The 23,485-nt window shown below is 45.1% G+C and carries 5 protein-coding genes and 1 tRNA gene; 1 reads left to right on the forward strand and 5 read right to left on the reverse strand.

Features of this window, described 5'->3' with window-relative positions; all coding sequences use genetic code 11:
* Positions 1-16: 16 nt before the first annotated feature.
* From HXT47_RS05735 to HXT47_RS05750, 4 genes are all read right to left on the reverse strand, one after another.
* Positions 17-1,873 carry a GH25 family lysozyme gene (locus HXT47_RS05735; RefSeq protein WP_421789015.1) on the reverse strand — a complete coding sequence of 619 codons (1,857 nt, stop codon included), beginning with the start codon at positions 1,871-1,873 and terminating at the stop codon, positions 17-19.
* Positions 1,874-2,010: 137 nt separating this feature from the next.
* Positions 2,011-2,084, reverse strand: a tRNA-Gly gene (locus HXT47_RS05740).
* 120 nt (positions 2,085-2,204) lie between these two features.
* A complete protein-coding gene (locus HXT47_RS05745) occupies positions 2,205-2,687 on the reverse strand; it encodes a holo-ACP synthase (RefSeq protein WP_004106305.1) in 483 nt (160 codons plus the stop codon).
* Positions 2,688-2,889: 202 nt separating this feature from the next.
* On the reverse strand, positions 2,890-3,471 hold the full coding sequence (locus tag HXT47_RS05750) for a DUF4190 domain-containing protein (protein ID WP_410297329.1): 582 nt from the start codon (positions 3,469-3,471) through the stop codon (positions 2,890-2,892).
* Between the two features lie 714 nt (positions 3,472-4,185).
* On the opposite strand from HXT47_RS05750, the gene HXT47_RS05755 reads away from it, so the two are divergent.
* Positions 4,186-13,560, forward strand: coding sequence for a Rib/alpha-like domain-containing protein (locus tag HXT47_RS05755; protein ID WP_421789017.1), 9,375 nt, complete (start codon positions 4,186-4,188; stop codon positions 13,558-13,560).
* Between the two features lie 321 nt (positions 13,561-13,881).
* Here HXT47_RS05755 and HXT47_RS05760 read toward each other — a convergent pair whose 3' ends face one another.
* Complete coding sequence (locus HXT47_RS05760) at positions 13,882-23,466, reverse strand: fatty acid synthase subunit beta domain-containing protein (RefSeq protein WP_421789019.1); 9,585 nt, start codon at positions 23,464-23,466, stop codon at positions 13,882-13,884.
* Positions 23,467-23,485 lie beyond the last annotated feature (19 nt).

The following is a 23,485-nucleotide window of genomic DNA, read 5'->3' on the forward strand; positions in this document are numbered from 1 at the left end:
TAGCTAGTAGACTTAATTACTTAGCTTGCAATGTAGCCTTCTGGCAATCCTGACGCCAAATACCATTACCGTCATAATGCTCATCTTCAACAGGAGCACCGAGCTTTTCGAAGCCGCCGCGAGCGTAGTAATCTTTACGAAGATTGAACATAAGAACAAACTTCTTATCCTTACCATGCGTCCAAACGTCACCATTTTGGCAACGCTGACGCCACCAGCCAGCACCCATATTCTCCTCTTCGGCAACAGGAGCGCCAAGCCAAGCAGCACCACGATGCCCTTGGTAAGAGTCGCGTAACTCGAACTGAATCACGTACTTAATGTCTTTGCCGTGCGTCCAAACGTCACCGTTCTTGCATTGCTGACGCCACCAGCCAGCACCCATATTCTCCTCATCGGCAACAGGAGCGCCAAGACGACCATAGCCACCATGCTTGTAGTAAGAGTCACGCAATTCATACTGAATCACGTACTTCTTATCTCGACCCTGCGTAAACACGTCGCCATGCTGGCAACGCTGACGCCACCAGCCAGCACCCATATTCTCCTCATCGGCAACAGGAGCGCCAAGACGACCATAGCCACCATGCTTGTAGTAAGAGTCACGCAATTCATACTGAATCACGTACTTCTTATCTCGATCCTGCGTAAACACGTCGCCATGCTGGCAACGCTGACGCCACCAGCCGCCTCCCAAGTTTTCTTCGTCTGCAACAGGAGCACCAAGACGAGCGTAACCGCCGTGACCATAGTAGGAGTCGCGCAATTCGTACTGAAGAATAAAGCTTTTATCTCCGTTGGTCCAAAGATCGCGGCGATTTGCTTTCTTACTTACTTTCCAGCCGTCTCCAACTTCTTGCGAAGAATTTGTGCTGGTGTTAGTAATCGTGTTACCAAACTCAGAAACACCATTGATTTCGCTGCCATCAGCCATGCCAAATGCGTTCAAATCAACGCGACCATCAATTCCGTCAACGCTGCCGTCGGAAGTGTACTGCCATCCGCGCAATGCTGTAGAAATAGGGAAGCCTACACGAGAACCGTAGCTAGCAACCCAGCTTGTACGCTCGTGAATATACTGAGAATTTAATGGTCCTCTCAAATAATTTGTATAAGAGTAAACGCCGAGCTTATGGTAGCCTGCAGAAACTAACTGATTCCACCAGGAAGCAACAATATCCTGGTAAACATATGGGGATGTTGGTGGTTTATGACCACTCCAGCTCCACTTTTCCAAATCGTAATAAACAGGATACGTTAAATCTTGAGGACTTACTCCAGCACCCTGTAAAAGATTTACAATGTCGGCGCCTTCAGCAGCACCATCTTCAGCTTTTTCAGCATAGGAATACATGTAAATGCCGAATGGAATACCAAGACGCTTGCATTCGCTAATATTGCGCAAAGCTTGCTTGTCATATCCATTATCCCAGCCATAGCTAATACGAATAATCGCACCATCTACTCCAGAAGCTTTTACAGCATCCCAATCAATTTCTTTTTGATGCTCAGAAACGTCAATAACCGCCTTAGCGTTATTGACGAACACATCATCATTTCCATCGATAAAAGCCGTAGTACCATCAGCATCGCTCCAATGCGCACCATACTCATTATCAATAAACGAGCTTTGATACACAGTGCCAGAATGTGATTGAATAATAGGCTTAACAACACTTTTGGTATGCACATTAGCACGCACATTTGCATGCACATTAGTATTCACATGTTCAATCGATGAAGATTTTTGCGGCGCAATGACATTCATAGTGAAAGCAGTAGCAGCCGACACTAATCCAGCTAATACACGTACGATAATCTGTCCCACGAGTCCTCCAGACATGTTTTTTACGTGTTTCTCCGCTACTACCATAGCAATAGCACCCTAATAACAAGCATAAATTCAATAGAAATGTGAAAATAATATGCAAAAATATGTGATTTTTACAAAAAACTGAAATAAATAAACCATTAAAAAGAGAATTGCAAAACGTAAAGTAAAAATAAAAATGGAGCGGACGACGGGAATCGGACCCGCGTAATCAGTTTGGAAGACTGAGACTCTACCATTGAGCTACGTCCGCAATTACGCACCATACTTGCACGAAATATTCACGCACAAATATCGACTCGTTCAAGTATACAGATGCTTGTGACATCGACACAAGTGCACAAAACATATTTTTCTTATATTGTATCTTTTCTTATAAGACTTCAAGCATTACAACAGCTGATGCGAAAGCTGAATTATCGTCTAATAATCCGTCATGGCTGAGCGAAATATGCCAACGAATATTAGCTACGTGCTCACTACTATCTACACACTCGCTGGACGCACTGAAAAGCGATTTTACAAGTTGCGAATGCACATCTGAGCTGAGAATAACGCGCGGGCAACCATGGGAATCGTTAAGAATCTCGATACTAGCCCACGGCATGTTATCCAGAGTATATGGATAAGGGTTATTTATTGTGCATAACGCCTCGGACCACGCTTTAATCACAGCTTCTTTGCCAGCCCAACGTGCTGCAATATGTAAAGCTTTCTCATCATTCTTCACTTGCGCACGAAGATCACATTGTCGAAGCTCTCGCACAGAAAACAGCGCACGCCAACCGTTGCCATCCTGCATCTGCTGAGCAAACTGCGCAACGTTTACCAAGTCGTGCCCTATTCCTGCAATCATACACACCTACTTTTAGAATGCGCACATGTTTTACACGCACCTACTTTTATGCGCACCTACTTTTAAATTGCATACTATATATTACTATATAAGCATATTTCGTTAGGTAAAAAGTAAAGGCGGATGCACAACACCCGCCTTTACAAGTAAATTTTTAATTATTACTAAAGAACTTATTATTACAAAATTACTTTATGCGAATTTAATAATTATAAGAACGAGAATAGCTGCTCTGCAAATCATTCACACCGTTAACAAAGGCATCAATCTTGCTGACCACAGTAATTTGAATATAAGCAGCAATAATAATAGTTATAATTCCAAGAACCAATCCTGCAACAGCCATACCGTGACCACGCTTGGCACCTGGAACACCAGCCTTGGTGTTACGCATTGCAAGAACAGCAAAAATAACAGACAGAATACCCAAAACCCACCAAATAATAGTGAATACAGGTACCCAAGCAAATATGGTACCAATAATTCCAAGAACTAATGATGCAACAGCCAAGCCTGAAACAGGAGCCTGCTGAATATACATTGGTTGCTGACCATATGGCTGCTGAGGCTGCTGAGGCTGCTGAGGCTGCTGAGCATAAGGCTGCTGAGCGTAAGGCTGCTGTTGAGCAGGCTGAGCATACGGTTGCTGAGGTTGCTGAGCATAAGACTGCTGAGGCTGCTGAGCGTATGGCTGCTGTTGGACTGGCTGAGTGTAAGTCTGTTGGACTGGCTGAGCTTGAGGAACCGGCTGAGCTTGCGGAACCTGCTGGTTATTTTCGTCCATTTTCCCTCCATCTGCAAAAGCAATACAAGTAATACAATTCCATGTAGCTCATAAAGCTTTCCAAATAATTTCGATTGTCAAACGATAAGACAAACAATGCGATTATACAACACATGTAAGCCATGCAACACATACAACATTAATTAATTAATTAAGCGTCAACACATAACGTACTTGACATTTTTATGTTCTACGCAAAAATACTATATAAAATCTTGTATAAAATATATTTAAATCAACAATTACTTACGTGATTCTTTACTGCAGTAGCAAACGCCGAGAAAATCACGGAAAATGTTTTCCAAAACTACAAAAACGACAGCAAACGCCAGAAAATTACGCACGCTACGACCTGCTTAAGCATGTGCACAAGAAACGCTACAAGCGTGATTAATTCATATGCGAATAAATTACTATAAAACGATAAAATTTTAGATAATTTTAAATAATCCGTCGTTATGACAATATTTTATACATAGAGCACCCCCCCCCCCGGCAGAAAATTTTAAAGTTGTTATATATCTAATAATAAAAAAATTATATAAACTTTAATAAAATACTGTATAATATTATGAATTATGTGTATGCGCATAAATATTTATGCCAGTATTCGTTATGAAAAAAATAACGAATAAGTATAGAAAAAATGGACATAAGTTTAGAATAAAACGCACTCATAGAAGTAAAAGTTAAAACCAAAACAAGGGGAATACTATGGCAAATAACACTCGCAAAAAGCTCTCTAGCAAAAAAGCTACGAGCGCATTTGCAAACACATGCGCATATTACGCAGCAAAAACGAACGCAACTTCCGCGTCTGCTACCATGCGCAAGGTGTCATTGAGCACACTTGCCACAGTTCTTACTGCCGCCACTTGCTTAGGCGGTCAGCCAATCCTCGTATCCTCTAATATTCTTCTTCCTCCAACTACGGCAGCTTTTGCGCAAGAAGTGCGTAGCGCAGACACTACTACTCCTTGGTTGCACACGCCAAATATTCTTGAGTTCCAGAGGTATCGCTTTGCTAACAGCAATGGAAACACTGGTTCAACAGCCGATTTAGGCGAATACGATAACACCACTAAGAAATCGGATATGTACGCACATCTTGAAAAGAACGGAAGCGACCAATACCTAGTCTTCGATGTGTTCTTTAACAACGATGGTAAATCTATGGTCACCCATTCTACACAACACCAATATATGTGGCAGATTCCTTATGCAATTGCAGATTTAAAAGGTGACGGTTCTTACAAAGGTGACACATTAAGCGATGTTTCCTTTGATTTCTATAAACGCAATCAAACTAATCCACAGATGACAAACGCTGTTCTTTCACGCGACATCAGATTGTTCGAAAAAGATAATAATAAATCATTTGTCACTGGTTTCTTAGGAAAGGATAATGATCACAATGGTTCTATCTATTTGTATACCTTAGGTATACGTATGGGAGCTAGCAACAGACAAGATTTGAATGCTACTTTCCACAACAATGCAGGCGACGGCGTCATTAGCAATGCTACAACACTGAAAGGTGTTTACAGTAAGTACAGTTATGGCATTGGTTTAAGAACTATAAACGTCAACTACGCAGTACACATGCATTGCAAAGTAAAATTACGTCAAGGAGTCACTCTTGACGACATTCAAGATGCTTATACATTAGCAAATACGAGTAGTTATGGAACTACTACTAACTCCGCATATACATTTATTTCTGGTCGCGAGCGCTGGAGTGAACCAAATCTTAAGCGCACAAAAAGCGATAAAATCCCTCCAAAGCTGTATTTGAACGGCAAGGAGATTGGCGATAAAGACAACAACAGCATAACCGTATATCAGGGAGATATTCCTACAATCACTTTCGGCACATCAGATGACAGCGGAAAGGTTAATAGCTTCTCAGTTAACGGTCTTCCTAACGGTAAGGGCGATGTCACTGAAAACGGTAATGGCATGGAAGCAACTGAAGCTAAGCATCACAACCATGTTGTTAGTAGAATTAAGTTTGAATATAAGAACGGCAATACGCCAGCAAATACTGACTACACGGTTACTGTCTCTGCAACCGACGCTTCTGGAAACAAAGTAGAAAAGAAAGTTACAGTACATCTTAAGAACCTGAACCAGAAGTACAAGGCTCCAACTGCCGATGCACTTACTGTTGATTGGGGTCATAAGCTGACTGAAAAAGAACTGGAAAATCAGATAAAAGGCAATGATGGAAAAGGTAACAACGGCAATGGTACAGTAACCTTTATTGGTAAGTTACCAAAGACAAATCTGTCCGAAAGCCATTTCAAACATTCTCGTAACACTCTGCAAGTCGCATCAAAAATCATATATGCAGATGGATCCTACCATCTAGTGAACATTCCTGTAATAGTTAGAAAGCCACTCGCTTTTGAGCACGCACCAAAAGGCAGCGAGAACGCTGTAACCGTTGGGGATAAACTTAAACAACCAAGCGATTACATAACACTCGAAAATAATTCTGGCAATAAAGTTAAGCCGCAAAAAGTCGAATGGTACGGCGGAGAGCCTAATTCCAGCACAATTGGCAAATTTAATAACACTGTCAGAGTAAATTACACAGACGGTAGCCGCAAAGACACTACTGTAACATTTAACGTTAAGCCGAAAACACCTGTTATTGAAACGGATTTGAACGGTCGCGCAAAAATTAAAAACCAGAAAGTAGTAGTAAACGTCGGCACTGGGTTTATACCAGACGCCACAAACACGGTTACCTTATACGATGCCAAAGGTAGCGTAATTGGCTCTACTACTGAAATCAAAGACGGTAAAGCAACTATTACTGTAGCTGGTGGCATACCTGCAGGAAACGTGTATGCAGTTACAAGCAGTTCATACAACAATTCTCAGGATAAACATACAAATACCTTCAATTTATCTTCCGATAGAAGTGAAAACCATCAAGCTACAGAAGATAAACAAAAGCCAACACTTACAGCAAACGATGCAACTGCAAAAGTTGGAGAAGACTTAAGCTTTAATCTTGAAGCAAAAGATGATATTAAAATTGACGACTTCAATATTGCAGCTCCGTTAGCGAAACTTGTAAATGGTGATTTTTCACGTTTGAAGATTGATTATCAAGGAACACAAGATAATCCAAAAGATCGCAAAGTAAAAATTACGATACTCGGCATGAAAGCAAGCGAAGTTGGAGAACACAAGCTTAAGTTCTCAGTTACCGATGCTGCTGGAAACAAAACTGAGAAGGAAGTGAAACTAACAGTTAAGCAACCTTACGAGCTAAAAGCAAATCCTATTACCGTTGACTTAGGTCATAAACTTACTAATGATGATGCTAAGAAGATATTTGAAAACAGCAAGAATGTTCCTTCTGGAACAACATACACTTGGGTTACTAAACCTGAAACCAATTCAACTGGGAAAGAAAAGCCTGGCAAAGTAAAAGTCAGCATTCCTGGAGGAGAAACTAAGGAGATTCCTGTAGCTGTAACAGTTCAAGATACAGTGAAACCAGTAATAAAGGTGTACAAGAAAGACCCTGGTGACACTTGGACTGAAGTAACCGAAAAGGTTACTGAAGGCAAAACAAGTTACACAAAGATTGACACGTACCACGGTGACAAGTGCGAACTGAAAATAACTGCAACCGACAACAGTGGCAAAGTTACAGATTTGAATATTAATAGTTTATTAACAGGCTTGACTACATCTGATTTTGCAACAAAGCAAGGCGCTGGTTCCGAAAATGATCCTCGAGCTATAAAGATTGCAGGCAATGTGCCGAATGGCATGGCTGCCGGAGCGTACTCTAGGACTCTTGTAGCAGTTGATGGTTCTGGAAATAAAACTAATCTTCCAATTCGCTTTATTGTGCACACTCAAGCAGATAAGTTTAGCAAGATTACTCCAAAGGATATAACTCATAACATTCCTGCTGACGGCAATAATAACAATCATCCAAAGGCTGAGGATGGTATCTCGGAAACTAGCAAGAAAGATTTGCCAAAAGGTACCACGTATTCTTGGGTTAAAGAACCAGATTGGAATAAGCCTGGCAAAGATACAACTGCTACAATTCGCATAACGTTCCCAGACGGTTCTCACGTAGACGTTTCGCCAAAGCTTACTGTTACGGATACTATTAAGCCTGTTATTGAAAAGCCTGATTTAGGAACAGCATCACATGGAGGCAAAGATCATTACTTACTGAAAGTTCATCGCGGACAGAAGTTTGACCTTACACTGAAAGTTCATGACAACACTGGCAAAATAGTCGGCGCAAGCTTGGATAACAATGTACCTGATTGCGGAATTACTAAAACTAATTTAACAGTTGACAATGCAGGCAACCACAGTGTTAAGAACCCTGCTATTGTGCATATAACTGGCACAGCACCAACCAACGAAGTAGTAGATCAACATTGGAGCCGTACTGTTACTGTAACAGACGAGGCTGGTAATAGATCTGAACTTCCTATTCAGATTGCTGTATATACAAGCGCAGAGGAACACAAAGCCACATCAAAGCAAGTCCGAAAACCGTTTAATACAGCAGTAACTGTTAAAGACATTCAAGATGCAATAACAACTGACTATATAAGTAAAGACCCAACTAAGAAACCGGTAGTTTCTGTGAAAGCTGGCGAAAAATTACCAGATGGTACGACTTCTGGAAACTCTAAGGTTACAGCAATTGTTGCTTATCCAGATGGTTCCACGACGGAAGTTGTAGTTCCTGTCACTATTGCTACTGCTCTTAGCAGAACACATATTCCAAAATCTAACACTGTAGAAAAGTCTTACGGCTCTACTAAGAAGCAAATAGAAGATTCTATAACAAGCACCTCTGATGGCGGCGGAATATCTTGGCCTAATAACAAAATTCCTACAGGAAAGACAACAATTGAGATTTCCGACAAAACCAAGATTCCTAGCGGAACTGAACCTGGCACATATGAAGTTCCTGTAAAGATAACGTATAGCGATGACTCTGTTGGATATGTCACAGTAAAAGTTAAGATTGGCGAACCACAGAGCAAGAGTTACAACCCACAGGGCAATACGCTTACGTTTGCTTACAACTCGAAGCCAAAGACTGACAACATATCCGGTAAAATTACTGGTGTTGGCAAGGATAAAGGCATTAGTCTTAAAGATAAGCAGGGTAAAGATACAGCGCTTCCTACTGGCGCAAATATTGCTATTGACAACCCAAGTAACATTCCAGACGGAACTAAAGCTGGCGATTTCAATATTCCTGTAACAATCACCTATAAGGATGGTTCAGAAGATTATACAGTTGTTAAGGTAACAATTGGCAAGCCACAAAGCGAAACAAATAAGCCAACTGTTACTGATATAACGAAGAAGTATGGCGAAAAGTCTAATGCAGATGAAGTACAGAATCACGTTACTTTTGACGGTAATAAACCTAAACCAACTTCCGTAACTGTTGAAAATGCTAACGATATTCCAGATGGTACAACTCCTGGCGACGTAAATATTAACGTTAGTGTTGAGTATTCTGATGGCTCCAAATCTCACGTTACAGTAAAAGTTACTACTGGAGAGCCTGATACTAAGACTTACGCACCAAGCGCAAGCGAAGTTAAGAAAAACCGTGGTGATAAAATCACCGCTGATGACATTAAGAATGCTGTAAAGACTTCTACAGTTGATGGCAAGACCCCGGATAAGAGCAAAACAAAAGTAGAGCTTGTAAACAAAAACAACTTGCCTGATATGACTAAGACTGGCACAACTAATGTTCCTGTTAAGGTCACATACCCAGATGGGTCAGAAGTTGTTCTTGAAGTTCCAGTGATAGTTAGGGATACTGACAAGGATATTTACACACCAACGTCTTCTACGCTAGAAAAGCCTTACGGCTCAACTATTAGCGAGAAGGATATTACTGATAAGGTGACAGTTCCACACTTTGTTGGAGATGCAACTAAAATCTCTTACAAAGTCAAGGATACTAAGAAGATTCCAGGGGAAAAGTCAAATCCTGGAGTTTACACGGTAACTGTAACAGTAACTTATCCGGACAAAACAAGCGAAGATGTGGACGTAAACGTTACAATCTTGAATAAGGATTCCGACTCTTACGAACCAACCGCTAAAACTCTTACGAAGAAGCACGGCGAAACGATTAGCAATGACGAGATTACTAATCAAGTAAGTGTGCCTAACTATCCAAGTGGTGATAGCAAAAAGCATCTGACTAAGACTGTGGAAACTGGAAAAAAGCTTCCAGATACAAATACTCCAGGCGAAAGCGATGTACCGGTTATTGTTAAATACCCAGATGGTACAACTGACACTGTAAAAGTTCATGTGGTTGTTAAGGATACAGATGCGAATACGCATACTCCACAAGCTGAACCACTTGAAAAGAATATCGACAGCGGAAAGCCAACAGACACTGACATTACAAGCAAAGTAAGCGTTCCTACTTGGCCAGCAGGCGAAAAAAATAAGCTAACTTACTCTATTGCTGAGAAAGATAAGACTCAGATTCCTACTGGAGATAAGGCTGGCAAGTTTGAGGTGCCTGTAACAATTACGTATCCGGATGGATCAAAAACCGTGATCAACGTGCCTGTAATTATTAAGGCTCCAACTGCTACACCGCAAGTTGCGACTGTGCCAAAGGATGCGGAACCTAAGCCAGAAGACATGATTTCCAATAAGGATAAGTTCCCTGATGGAACCACCTTCGAGTGGAATAAAGACAGCAAGCCAGACACCAAGACAGCTGGAAACAAGCAAGGCACTGTTGTTGTAACAGTTCCAGATCAGCCTTCTCAAGAAGTGCCAGTGACTGTAAACGTTGTTGATCCAAGTGCATCTGAAGTCAACGTGCTACAAAAAGGCAAGTTGCCAGAAGCTGAAGATGTTATTAAGGATTCTAGCAATAATAGTAAATTCCCTGATGGCACTCAGTTCGAGTGGAGTAAGGAAGATACACCGGACACTAACAATACTGGCAAAAAGAACAGCAAGATTATTGTTACCCTCCCAGGTCAATCCCCTGTAGAGGTGCCTGTAACGGTTAATGTTTTGCCAACGCCAGAAGCGAATATTGTGAACATTCCACAAAATGGAACAGATTTCCCAATCGCAAGTGATGTTATTAAGGATTCTACCGATAAGAATAAGTTCCCTAAGGGCACTAAGTTCGAGTGGAAAACTAAGCCAGATACTAAACAGTCTGGCAACAACAAGAAAGGCACAATAACCGTCACTGTTCCAGGTGTAAATGGAAAGCCTGGAACTTCTGCTGATGTAGAAGTTACTGTGAACGTAACTCCTGAGCCTAAGGCAAAGGACACCTCCGTTATTCAGAACAGCGATCCTGATCCTAAGAACAGCATTGAGAACAAGGATAAGTTCCCAGACGGAACTACCTTTACTTGGGGTACAGGCAAAGACGGAAAGTCTGGCAAGCCAGACACATCTACAACTGGCGAAAAAACAGTAAACGTTGTGGTAACTGTTCCAGGACAAAAGCCTAAAGAAGTGACTGTAAAAATTACTGTTACAGCATCTCCTGAAGGAAAAGACGTAACCGTGCTGCAAAAGACTGACGGCAAGGATACCACTCCTCAGCCAAAGGATGTTATTAATAATCTACCTAAGGATGCTAGTATTTCTTGGAAGAAAAAGCCTGATACGTCAAAGACTGGCAACCAGCCAGGAATTGTGACTGTTAAGGTGGATGGCGAGCCAGATGTTGACATTCCAGTCAACGTGCTCGTTGTGCCAAATCCAAAAGGCAAGACGGTAAACGTGCAAAAAGACTCCGCTTTGCCGGATCCAAAAGACATGATTGCCAATAATGGTGACTTCCCTGAGAAAACCACATTTACTTGGGCAACTAACGGTAAGCCATCAACGTCTAGTACTGGTGAGCAAACTGGAACTGTTGTTGTAAATATTCCGGATATTACAACTCCTGTGAATGTAACAGTAAAAGTAAACGTTGTGGATAAAGACAAGCCATTTATCAACGATGACAAAGCCGAGAACACACCAGATAAGCCTGATAAGACCACTATTACTGGTAAAACTCAGCCAGGAAACACAGTAACTGTCAAAGACAATGACGGTAATACTGTTGGTACTGGAGATGCCAACAAAGACGGAAACTTCACTATCGAAATCGATAAGAAGGATCCTGGTACAAAACTCGAGCTTGTTCCAAGCAAGGGTAATAACGAAGGCACTCCAGTAGAAGTAAAAGTTACTGCTAAGCCACAAAAGCCAAAGATTACGGTACCAACCGACGATCACAAGAACGGCGGAAACGTAACTGTAACACCGCCACACGGCGATGAAAACGTTGTCAAGATTGTGATTAACGACAAGCCAAATCCGCTTAACGGTCCAGAAAAGCCAGAACAGACAATTATTGTCAAGAAGGGTGATGACGGCACGTGGAAGATTGACGGAGACACTCCAGAAGGTGTAACTGTTGATCCGCAAACTGGCGTTGTTACGATTCCGGCAAAAGACTTGGAAGACGGTAGCACTATTACTGCAGTAGCTAAGAACAAGACGGATAAACCATCTGATCCTGCTACTGCTGTAACCGGCTTTAAGACTCCGCAGATTACCAAGCAAACGCTAAAAGACAATCCATATGATTCTACTAAACAAATCATCACTGGAAAGACGCTTCCAGGCGCGAAGGTAATTGTTACCGACGAAAAGGGCAAGGAAATAGGAAGTGGCGTTGCAGATAAAGATGGCAACTTCACTATTACTATCCCGAAGCAAAAGCCTGGTGCTATCGTCACCCTCACGCCAACCAATGGTAAGGGTGACGGTGCAAAGACGGGTGATAGCGTAAATATTACTATCGGCGGAAATATTACTAAGCCAAAGATTGACACTCCAACCAATGGTGGCGCTAGCGTAACGCCGGATCTCACGGATACTCGTGTCAACAAGGTTGTAATTACCTACACGCCAGAAGGCAGTGAAACAACCGCAACGATTACCGTTGTTGCTGAAGGCGATAAGCATGAGTGGAAGATTGACGGCTCTGCACCTAACGGCGTGACTGTTGATCCGCAAACTGGCGTTGTTACGATTCCAGCAAACAAGATTAAGCACGGTAGCACTATTACTGCGCAATCAGAAGACAGTAGCGATAAGACTGGCAAGAGCAAGTCAGAAGTGGTAACTGCTAAAGTTGGCGAAAAGGAGAAGCCTGCACCAACTCCAACGCCTATCCCAACAGACAGGCCACTTGTGGTAACACCACAAGATGGTGCCGAGCAGGGCTCTGCAACTGTTACACCACCATCTGACGCTGATTCTATGGAGATTACATACACTCCTGAAGGAACTGGAGCGGCTGGTGAAATACCTGGAATCTCTATTCCTGGTTCCCCGTTGGTTCCAACACCAACACCAGTACCTACCCCAACACCTACCCCAACTCCAGCGCCTGATACCACTCCTTCTACACTCGTAACAATCAGAGTGAAGAAAGGAACGGACGGCAAGTGGACATTTGACGGAAAAGCTCCAGAAGGCGTAACAGTTGATCCAACTACTGGTAAAGTAACGATTCCAGCGAATAAGATAAAAGACAATACCCAAATCACTGCGAAATCGAAGAAGGGTGAAACTACTTCTCCAGAAGTAACAGGCACAGCTGGAGCAAACCCAACAGGAAACCCAACGCCGTCTCCTTTGCCGTCTCCTTCACCGCTTCCTGATAAGCTTCCTGACGTTCTTCCTGAGCAACTTCCAGAAGAACCTACTGAGCAAAATCAAAGCGACAAGAAGGAACAAGAGCAAGATTCTAAGGACAATAAGCAGCAAACCCAAACTGCTAAAACTCAAGAATCTAATGAGAATAAGTCTGATTCAGACTCTGTAAAGCAAAATGCAAGCAACGCGAAGAACGTAGCAAATAACGCTCCGGCACGGCACTCATCCGGTAAGGTTACTACTTCAAATCTGAGTAACACTGGAGCCGCTATTGCTGCTGCAGGAGCTGTTGCAGCATTTGCAGTAGCAATAGGTGGAGCGATTGCTGTTATTGCTCGCAAAAGGAAGCGCAAGTAAGGCGTACATGCTGGGAAATAGTCAGCATAAACCACAAAACTAAATAAACCAAATAACTAAATAACTAAATGCTCTGTGGAAGAGAAAATTCGCAAATTGCGATAACTACTCAACCACAGAGCATTTTAATATACAGGTTTTTGCCCACTATTTCGCGTTGACATACTGTAGTGCTCAAAGCGCAGCGAGCGAAGTGCACAACGGTGTAAAGTTTCTGCCGGATTTCGCCTAAAAAACGACCTTTATTTTACACACCTGTAAAATTTAGGTCGGATTTAAGCTAAAATCCGACCTTTTCTTTACATTTGCAACTACTTAGGCTCAGCAGTAGTATCCATTAGCGTTAAGGCGAGCTTCAGGATTAAGCAACATCGCCTTTTCTGCTTCGTGACCGTCGTAGCGAGTGCCATCCGGAAGGCGCGTGCCATCCTTCAGCAAGTGACGATTCTCAACAGGCTCGAACAAAGCAGATCGACCCATCATGCCTTCCTCAAATCGCCTCTGACCTGCAGCCAAACGCGCATTTGCCTTGGTACGCCAATTCTTAAGCGCATCAACACCTGCGCTAGCAGCCACAGCAGCCTCAAAAGCACCAGGGTGAACCAATGCCACAAATCCGCTAACATGACCGAAGCCGAGCGAAGTTGCGAGAGCAGCCTTCACTGCACAAGAACCTGCACCATCGCCAATCCGCATCGGCTCACGCAACCAAACCATGTGGTCGTCGCGCGCAAGCTTAGGATCCACGCAGTCAAGTGATGCGTTTCCAGGAATTACGCCACTTCTAAACAGTTGCGTCAAACCGTTGATTTGGAAGATGCACGCGCCACCCTTTGCGTGCCCGGTCAGCGTCTTTTGGCTGATTACGAACAGTGGATTTCCGTCCGTGCGTCCGATTGCGTGCGCAAGAGTATTGTGCAGCTCGGATTCGTTCGGATCGTTTGCATTCGTAGACGTATCGTGCTTAGAAACCACAGCAATATCGTCCGGAGTAACGCCGAGAGCTGCCAAATCACGCACGAGCTTAGACTTAGCTCCACCCATGCCCGCAGCCAAAGCACCCAAGCCCGGAGCAGGAATAGAAGTGTGAATGCCGTCAGCGTAGGAGTGAATGAAACCAACCACACCAGCAACAGGCAAGCCAAGCTTCAAAGCAATATCGCCACGCGTAACCAAAATCGTACCGCCACCTTGAGCTTCAAGGAAGCCGCCGCGTCTGCGATCGTTTGCGCGAGAGAAGAATCGTGGATCGATGCCCTTCGCATACATTTCTTCGCTATTGGCAGTTGCGTTCATATTGCCGAAGCCAACTACGGATTCCACGCCGATATCGTCAATTGCGCCAGTTACTACGAAGTCAGCTTTGCCGAGAGCAATCTTGTCGACGCCTTCTTCGAGCGAAACAGCTGCAGTTGCGCATGCAGACACCGGCTGAACCATATTTCCGTAGCCGCCGATATAGGTTTGCATTACGTGAGCTGCAACAACGTTTGGAAGCGCCTCTTGCAGTACGTCCGTAGGAATTTCGTGGTTAAGGAAGCGATCCAAGTACAGTTTTCGCATTGAGCTCATGCCACCGAAACCGGTTCCTTGCGTGGAAGCAACCATTGACGGATGCACAGATTGCAAAATCTCCGAAGGTGTGAAACCAGCAGAAATGTAAGCGTCTACAGTTGTGACAATATTCCACAACGCAATCGTGTCAACACTTCCAACCATTGAAGCAGGAATTCCCCACTTCAGCGGATCGAAGCCCTTAGGGAATTGTCCACCGACGGTTCTGGTCATTGCAGCCCTACGCGGTACGCGAATCATAGAACCTGCCTTGCGCGTAACAGTCCATTCGCCAGATTCTGCATCGCGAGCAATCTCAGTGTGCGATTCGTCAAGTGCCACATATTCGCGCGCAATTGTTTCTGTTGGAACGCTGAAGCTCACGTCGTGATCGAGGAAGATTTCTGCTTCTTCTTCGTTCGCTCCATCCTTGTAGTCGCCGCCCATGCCGGTTTCGAATGGTCGAATACCCGAGCGCGCAACTACTTCATCGCGATATTTCTCTGCAATATCTTCTTCTGGAACAAGCGTGCCGTCCGCATCGTACCAGCCTGGCTTTGGTGAATCCTGCCAAGTAAGCAAGCCCATATTCCAAGCCAATTCCAGCACTGCTCCTGCAGAAAGCTCCACGGATCCATCTTCGCGAATTCCAAGTTCTGCTTCGAAACGAGTACGTCCGGAACCCCACGGTCCAAGCTCGCCGACTGAGACGATCACAATTTCGTCTTCTGGACGCGCTGTTACGTTCTTCCAATCAGCCAAGTTGACTCGCGGCTGAGTTGGCACGTAAGGAGTTGGAAGTGCTTTGTTGGTTGATTTAGCAGTTGATTTAGCAGAAGATTCTGCAGCTTCTTCTACAGCTTCCGCCGCTTCTTCCGCAGCTTCAGCACGCTTCTGATCTTCCAGCGCTTCTGCACGAAGAGCATTCAAATCAAGAGGCTCCTTGCCTAATCCACCCGTAAAATCAACATCCAAAGGCGCAATTGCAGCCTGTTCGCGCGCTTCCTTCGTGCACAAATCAAGCAAACGATCTGCCATTTCTTGCGTCGAGTAGGTAGTTAAGCCATGACGTTCAACTACAGCCACAAGCGGATCATTTCCACCCATCAAGCCGGTTCCACGCACCCATCCAATCTTAGGATGCGCAAAAGTCACGCGATCCGACCACACACTTTCTGCATGCGCACGGTTCACAATCGCATCGAAAGCACTCTTGACTTCGCCATAAGCACCATCGCCGCCAAACATACCGCGGTTTGGAGAGCCAGGTAACACAACGTGCATACGATGTTGCACATCAGTATCTGCTCCAATTTGCGCAAATCCAGCGATTGCACGCTCCACTCCCCACAGCATTAAGCGCGATTGCGATTCAAAAAGCGAACCAGAATCAGCCAAAGTTCCGTGAACTGGAGGCGCTGCGAATGGGAAGAACATATTCGGCTCGTACGCAGGCTTCAAAATAGTAGTAGTTGCGCCGCTAACTTTCTTCGAAACTGTGCCAACCCACTTTACAAGCGCGTCAACATCGCGGTAGCTAGACAAGTTTGCTGGAACAAGCCACAACTTTGCGCCCATTTGAGCGTTTTCGCGATACGCTTTCTTCGCCCAAGACTTAACGCTCGGCTTGAAACTGTGCGAAGTTGCGATAACCGTAGCTCCACCCTTAAGCAAGCCCGTTACTACGCGAGCAGCAATCGAATTAGGAGCAACACCTGTAACTACTGCAACTTCTCCTGCAAAACGAGTCGCTTGAGCAGTATCAGCGTTGTTTTGCGCAAGTTTAGTGCGAGAATCGTGAGCAATATCATTAAATATTGTTGCAAGATTGTTTAATTCGCGAGATTTAGAAAGACTTGCAAACCACTCAGCTTCCGAAGCTACTGCTTCCCCTGCACCAAGGAAACTACCAAAATCATTTAAGATTTCAGAAACTTCATTTACCTGAATATCAACATTCTTTCCAGCATACTTGTAGTACAAGCGAGCAACGTCTTCACGAGCAGAGGCCCAGCGGTCGTCGAAAAGAATTGCTTTACGCTCATCAAATCGAGGAGCAACTTGCTTTGGCCAATCCGCACCAAGCTCAGTTTCAACAGCAGACACAACAGCAGCATTTTCGTCACTTTCAGTTTCTGCTTTAGGAGCCTCAACACCAAGCTTTGCTAGCACAAACTTAGCAGTTGCAGCAAGTACGCCATCTGCGCCAACAACCTGCTGAGCGAAAGCGTCAAGAGCTGCAGAATCAACAACAGCACCGCCTGCGCCGCCAGCAGCACCAGGCTGAGAAACGCTAACGCCGTGAGCTTGAGCAACTTGCGCAATTGCTGCGTCGATTAAAGCGTCAGCTGCAGCAGTATTCTTTGCAGGATCAGTTGAAAGTTGCGCAAGATTTTCACCGCGCACGCTAGCACCTTCACGCGTTTGCAAAACCAAAGCCGCAAGAACGTGCGCACGCCAGCCTTCGCCAAGCTGCCAGACTTCAGAGATTCGCTTGTCAATTTGCGCTGGTTTCACACCGGCTGCACCGAAAAGCGCACGCAAACGTTCGCGCACAATATCGGAAAGCACAGCACCAAAAGCCTTATAGCGCGGAGCAACCGAATCAACTAACTTTTTAAGCGCACTCATTGGAGCTTCTGCAGCACCATCCACGCTTGCCACGCCAAGCTCGGAACTAATATCCATAAGAAGCTGGTTTCTGCGTGAAGATACGCCGTTTGTAAGAGTATCAGTTGTGTCAGTGTCTCCGATTTGGTCGAGGCGAATTTTTGCACTATACGCAATAAGCATTGAGATTGCGTCGGATGCTTTGAATGGCAAGTCTGCTACAGGTCCGCTTGCTGCTGCATTAGCTGCAGGAGCAGAAGCCGCAGGAGCAGCAGAGGCAACATTTGCTGCAGGAGCTGCAGGAGCAGCAGTCGCATCAGCAATGCTACTTGCTTCTTGACTATCTTCCTCAGTAAACACTTCAGGCACAAGCGAATCAGTGTCAGTCATATAAACGCGGCCTTCATCACGACCAACGTTGTAAACAGTCACTTTTTCGCCACTAAACTCCGGCAAAGCAAGAGTTTTAGCACCAAGATTTGCCAAAGTTGGCGCGTTTCCTAAACCAACTTCAACGTACTCTTCAACGCCAAGACCACCGCGAGCGCGATCGGCAAACATAAGAGCCTGCGTTTCAATCCAGCGAACTGGAGAAGCGAACTGCCATGAAAGAAGCTCCGTAAGAAGCAATCTACCAAGCTTCTGCTCATCCTCTGCATAAGATTTCCACGTAGTTTCATCTTCCAAAGCTGCTTCAATGCGCTCAGATGGCACAACATCCAAAATCTTTTGCGCAAATTCTCGCGTAAGCTCAAACGGGCAAGCCACGAGGTTTGGAATGTAACGATCTACAAGCACAGAGTAATCAATATGCTTCGGCAGCAGCGAATCGAGCTTGTCGCGGAATTCCGGCACACCCTTTCGAAGAATTCGAGAGTGGAACGGCACGTCAATTCCTGGAACAAACATGAATGGAGGCTTGCCGCCATACTCCTTAGCGCGCTTAGAAGCGTCTGCCGCCAATGCCTTCAAGCCTTTAATAGTTCCAGCAATTGCGTACTGCTGACCTGCCAAGTTGTAGTTTACAATTTGCAAGAATTCGCCAGTAGCCTTGGAAATGCCATCAACGTAAGCGTTCACACCTTCGTCTGACACTCCAAACTGGTTTGGTCGAAGCGCACCCATGCGGTAGTTCGAGCGACCTTGCGCATCGCGCTCAATCAAGTGATGCATTGTAGATCCGCGGTGGAACACCAATTCAAGCACAGTTTCGAGTGGAATAATTTGCGCGAAGGAGCTCAAAGCATTGTATTCTCCAAGCGAGTGACCAGCAAAGTAAGCAGGCCAAATATCGCATCCCGCTTCACGCAAACGCGCGGTTTGCGCAAAGGCAACTGTTGCGAGCGCAACTTGCGTAAATTGCGTTAAATTAAGCAATCCTTCAGGATGGTGATAAGTTACGCCGTGAGCAGTAAGCTCCTTTGGATTATCGCGCACGACTGCGAGGATTGAGAATCCAAGCTTTTCGCGAGTAAGCTTGTCTGCTCGCTCCCAAGTATCGCGCACTGCAGGCGACTTTGCGCGCTCATCCAGCGACATTCCTTGCTTTTGGATACCCTGACCTGGATATACGAATGCTGCACGTGGAGCGCGAGTAAGTGCGCTTGCTTTAGACACGATTTGCCCATCAACTCGGCATGTAACTTCCAAAGCAAGTCCACCGCGACGAACTTTACCAACGCGCTCAACTGTGATTTCTACTTCGTCATCAAGCTGAACCATGCCGTACATGTTGTAGGACCAACCAATGAGCTCGTAGCGAGCACCTTTTTCATCAACCGCTTGAGCCACATGCTGAGCTGTTGCAGAAAGCCACATACCGTGTACCAAAGGAGCAGAAAGACCGGAAATTGCAGCACCTCGCTTAGAAGTGTGAATTGGGTTGAAATCTCCAGAAGTACGCGCGAAAGCGGTCATATCGTGAGGAGCGCGAACGACTACTCTGCGCAAAGCTCTGCGAGGAGTGTCTTCAATTTCATATCCGTGCAATCCTGCAGCTTCGCCATATTGCGCAGCTGGAGCAGGAAGCGCATTGCTGAAGCTTCGTCCACGAATAGCAAAACGCTCAGTTTCGTGAGCCAAACGAGTTCCATCTGCAGCAGTATGCACTACGTGAATAGTTACCACGCGTCCGGAAGCAGATTCTGCATACGGCTCAGCCCAGCCGAGCAAATTAATTCGCTTGTCGACATACTTTTTAAAATCTTCAGCATCGACGTCAAGCTCTACTAAATGATCTAAGTGAACAGCGTTAAGCAGACCCTCAATAATCGGGTATCCATCAACCATTACGGAACCCAAAGCCGAGTAAATAGTCGGCCAAGCAGGACCTACTAACGCGTCTGGCACAATGCGAGAAGCAAGCAATCCATCTGGAAGTCTTCCAGCAGTAGCAGACTCGTGATCAATTCCAAGATTTCTTGAGAAAGTATAGGAAGAATGAACCAATCCAAACGGGAAATCTCTATAACCTTCTGCCATCAAATCTTCCGGCAATTTTGCCAAACTGCCATCTTCTTTTACTGTTTCAACCTTAGGCATAGCGTCAAGCACATCGCCAGTAATCGCTGTATTTCCAATACCTGCGGTTGCTGCAAGCATTTCGTACACGTGCTTTGGCAAGCGCTCGCGGTCAACTACTGGTATGCTTCCAGCTTGACTTGCGTCAACAGTTAGCGGAATTACAATATCTCGTACTGCATGCTTGCGTTTTGGTGAGTTTGCAGCGTTTTTTGTGGAGTGTTTTGCTTCCTGATTTTCTTGATTATCCCAGAATGTATCTAGCTTAATATCTAAATCAAGCGAAATTACGTCATTATTACTAGAAGTTACTGTAATTACGTAATTTTCGTCTCCTAAAGACGTTCCGTAAGCAGGGTTTGCAGTTACATGACCAACCCAAGAAATATTCGGGCATGCACGCACGTAAGCTTCAACGTTTTTAGCATCAGCAATCTGACTAAAAGCAGATTTTGAAGACTTGCTCGCCGCATTTTCCTTATTTTCTGCTTCTACTCCAGTTTCCGCTCCAGTTTCCGCTCCAGATTCTGCACGATTGAGCACAGCTGCTTCAAAACGTCCCAGAATATCGGCAATCGGCTCATCCATAGTCGTAATTCCAGCCACGGAAATCGGTCCTGGAATTACGCGCACAGCATCTGCCGAGTAACGCGAATCTTCCGACTGCCAAAGCTGATCTTGACCCCACCAACGCAACAAATCGTTGTCAATAACTGGCACGAATGGCATTGGCTTCGGATATTCGCGCACCAAAGTTGGGAACCATGCGGCATCCATTGGCACAACGTTCATCTCGCGAGCTTGAGGCAACGCGTCAATCAGCGTATATAAAGCAGCTTGAGGGTGCTTAGAAACTTCTTCAATAGAAGGCAGAATAGAAGCAAATTCGCCTGAATCTTGATTAATTAAACGCGCTTCAATACGCTGCAATAAATGCATGTAGCGATCTGCGTAAGTCGGATCCACCCAAGGATATGCCAAATCTAGGAAACGTTGAGCAAATTGTGCGTAAGTCATGCTTTCTACGTCACCAAAATATGGCTTTGCAGTAGAGTTAAGTGCTTCGATTACTTCATCGCGACGCACTTCAAGCTCTTCAGGATGTTTCATCATATGAACGAGCAATCGACCGCAGCGAGCAGAAGCGTTTTCTAACTCGTAAATATCTGCGTGCAAATGGCTTAAACCGCTCGTCACGCCGCCAATAACTTTGCCAGAAGGCACCCAACGCTCACCCATTGGCGCGAACGGATCCTCATCAAAACCTTCAATGCTAGAAGATTTCGGCATCGCAATACCCGGAGTTTCCACAAGCATACGCTTTACTTCAGGGCTTGTATGCGCTTCTTTTGCTGTCATTGCAGCTGTGCCAATCATTACAGCATCAACTGGCATATTTGGCAAACCGTATTCATTCGCCCATTCGCCAGAAATGTAGTCTGCAGCACGCTCAGGAGTGCCAATACCGCCTCCTGCAACAAGCACCAAATTTTCGCACTCGCGCACTTGCGCGTAAGTTGTCATAAGCAAATCGTCAAGAGATTCCCACGAATGGTGACCTCCTGCAGCACCGCCCTCAACCTGCACAATAATCGTTGCTGGAGCAACAGCCTTAGCAATTCGCACAACTTGACGAATTTGGTCAACTGTTCCTGGCTTAAACGTTACGTAAGGGAATCCATCAGCTTGCAAAGATGCTACTAATTCCTTAGCTTCGTCAAGTTCTGGAATGCCTGCAGAAATAACCACGCCATCAATAGGAGCTCCCGACTGCCTCTTTTTTGGCACGATTCGCTTCGAACCAAATTGCAAATTCCACAAGTAGCGATCCATAAACATGGCGTTAAATTCGATAGTTGCGCCTTCGCGAAGCTGATTTTCAAGCGACTTCATATGACGATCGAAAACTTCTGCAGTTACTTGACCGCCTCCAGCAAGCTCAGCCCAGTAGCCTGCATTTGCTGCTGCAGCAACGATTTCCGGCTCTACTGTCGTTGGTGTCATTCCTGCAAGAAGCACAGGAGCTTTGCCTGTAAGCTTGCTAAATTTGGTAAGTACTTTGCGTCCTGCAGGCGTGTTGATTACTCGAGGCGCAAAATCAGCCCAGCAGCCCGTACGCTCTGGCTCAGAAGCAGAGTCAGCTGTCGAAAGCTCTGCACGCGAGCGCAAGGTAGCAGCCTCTACTATTCCAGCGCCGGTTCCTTGCACAAGTACTCCAGTAAGCTTTCCGAGAACTTCGCTAGGACCCATGTCTAAAATCCAAAGCGAGCGCGCGTCGTTTTGCTCCAAAACTTCGCCAATTTGCGTAGCCCAATCAACAGGAGTTACAAGCACTGCATCAGCCAATTCGCGAGCAACTGTAGTGTTCAAACCAGCCTCATTTGCCCACTCTACTACCTGCTCAACTGCAGATTGAAGCATTGGCGAATGGAATGGAACTGTAACATCCAAATATTCAGCAACTGGCGCAAATACAGCTCCACCGCGAACTTTCATTTCGCGCAATTTTTTCGAACGCTTTGTTTCTTTTTGCGCTTCGTTTGCAACAGCTTCCATATCTTCCGGGTATCCTGCAATAACCACGTGATTGTAAGCGTTTTTAACAGCAATTGACACTTCACCGCGCGTGCGCTCTACGCGGGAAATTAACGCTTCTGCCTGCTTTTTAGTAACTCCTTTAAGTGACAGCATTGGCGTATGCTCGCCGTCACCAGTAATTTCAAGCATTCGAGATTCACGATCTCCTGCAGCTCCAATTAAGTAGGCAATTGCGAGTAACTCTTCGATTTGAGCACGAGCCTTCTGCCAAGACTTTGCTTTTATGCGAGCTTTTACCATTTCTGCTGCGATTACGCCTTGAGAATGACCCAAAACTGCGCACGGCTTGTTTACTTCAAAGTTGTATCCAAGATTTGTTAAGTCGCGCACTGCACCGAACTGTGCAAGCGTAATTCCAGGCACACTAAGAAGCGCGTTTGCAGCGTTCATATGCTTATTTTCTAGCGCGTCAAACACGTTTATGTCGCCGCCTGCATTTGCTAAAAGCTCAGAATAAATTGGCGATAGCAAAGCTTTTGCGCCTGCTTCATACTCGTGAAGTTCTGCGTTTAATTCTTCGTCTGAACTAAGCTCGCGCAAAGCTTCAACCCACGGAGTTGACTGACCTGCAAACACGAGTGCGTGCGGATTATTAGCGAGTTGGTCAAAAAAGTATGTTGTCATGATGTTTCCTTCTCGTCGA

This window comes from Gardnerella sp. DNF01205, assembly GCF_049244135.1.
Lineage (GTDB): Bacteria > Actinomycetota > Actinomycetes > Actinomycetales > Bifidobacteriaceae > Bifidobacterium > Bifidobacterium leopoldii.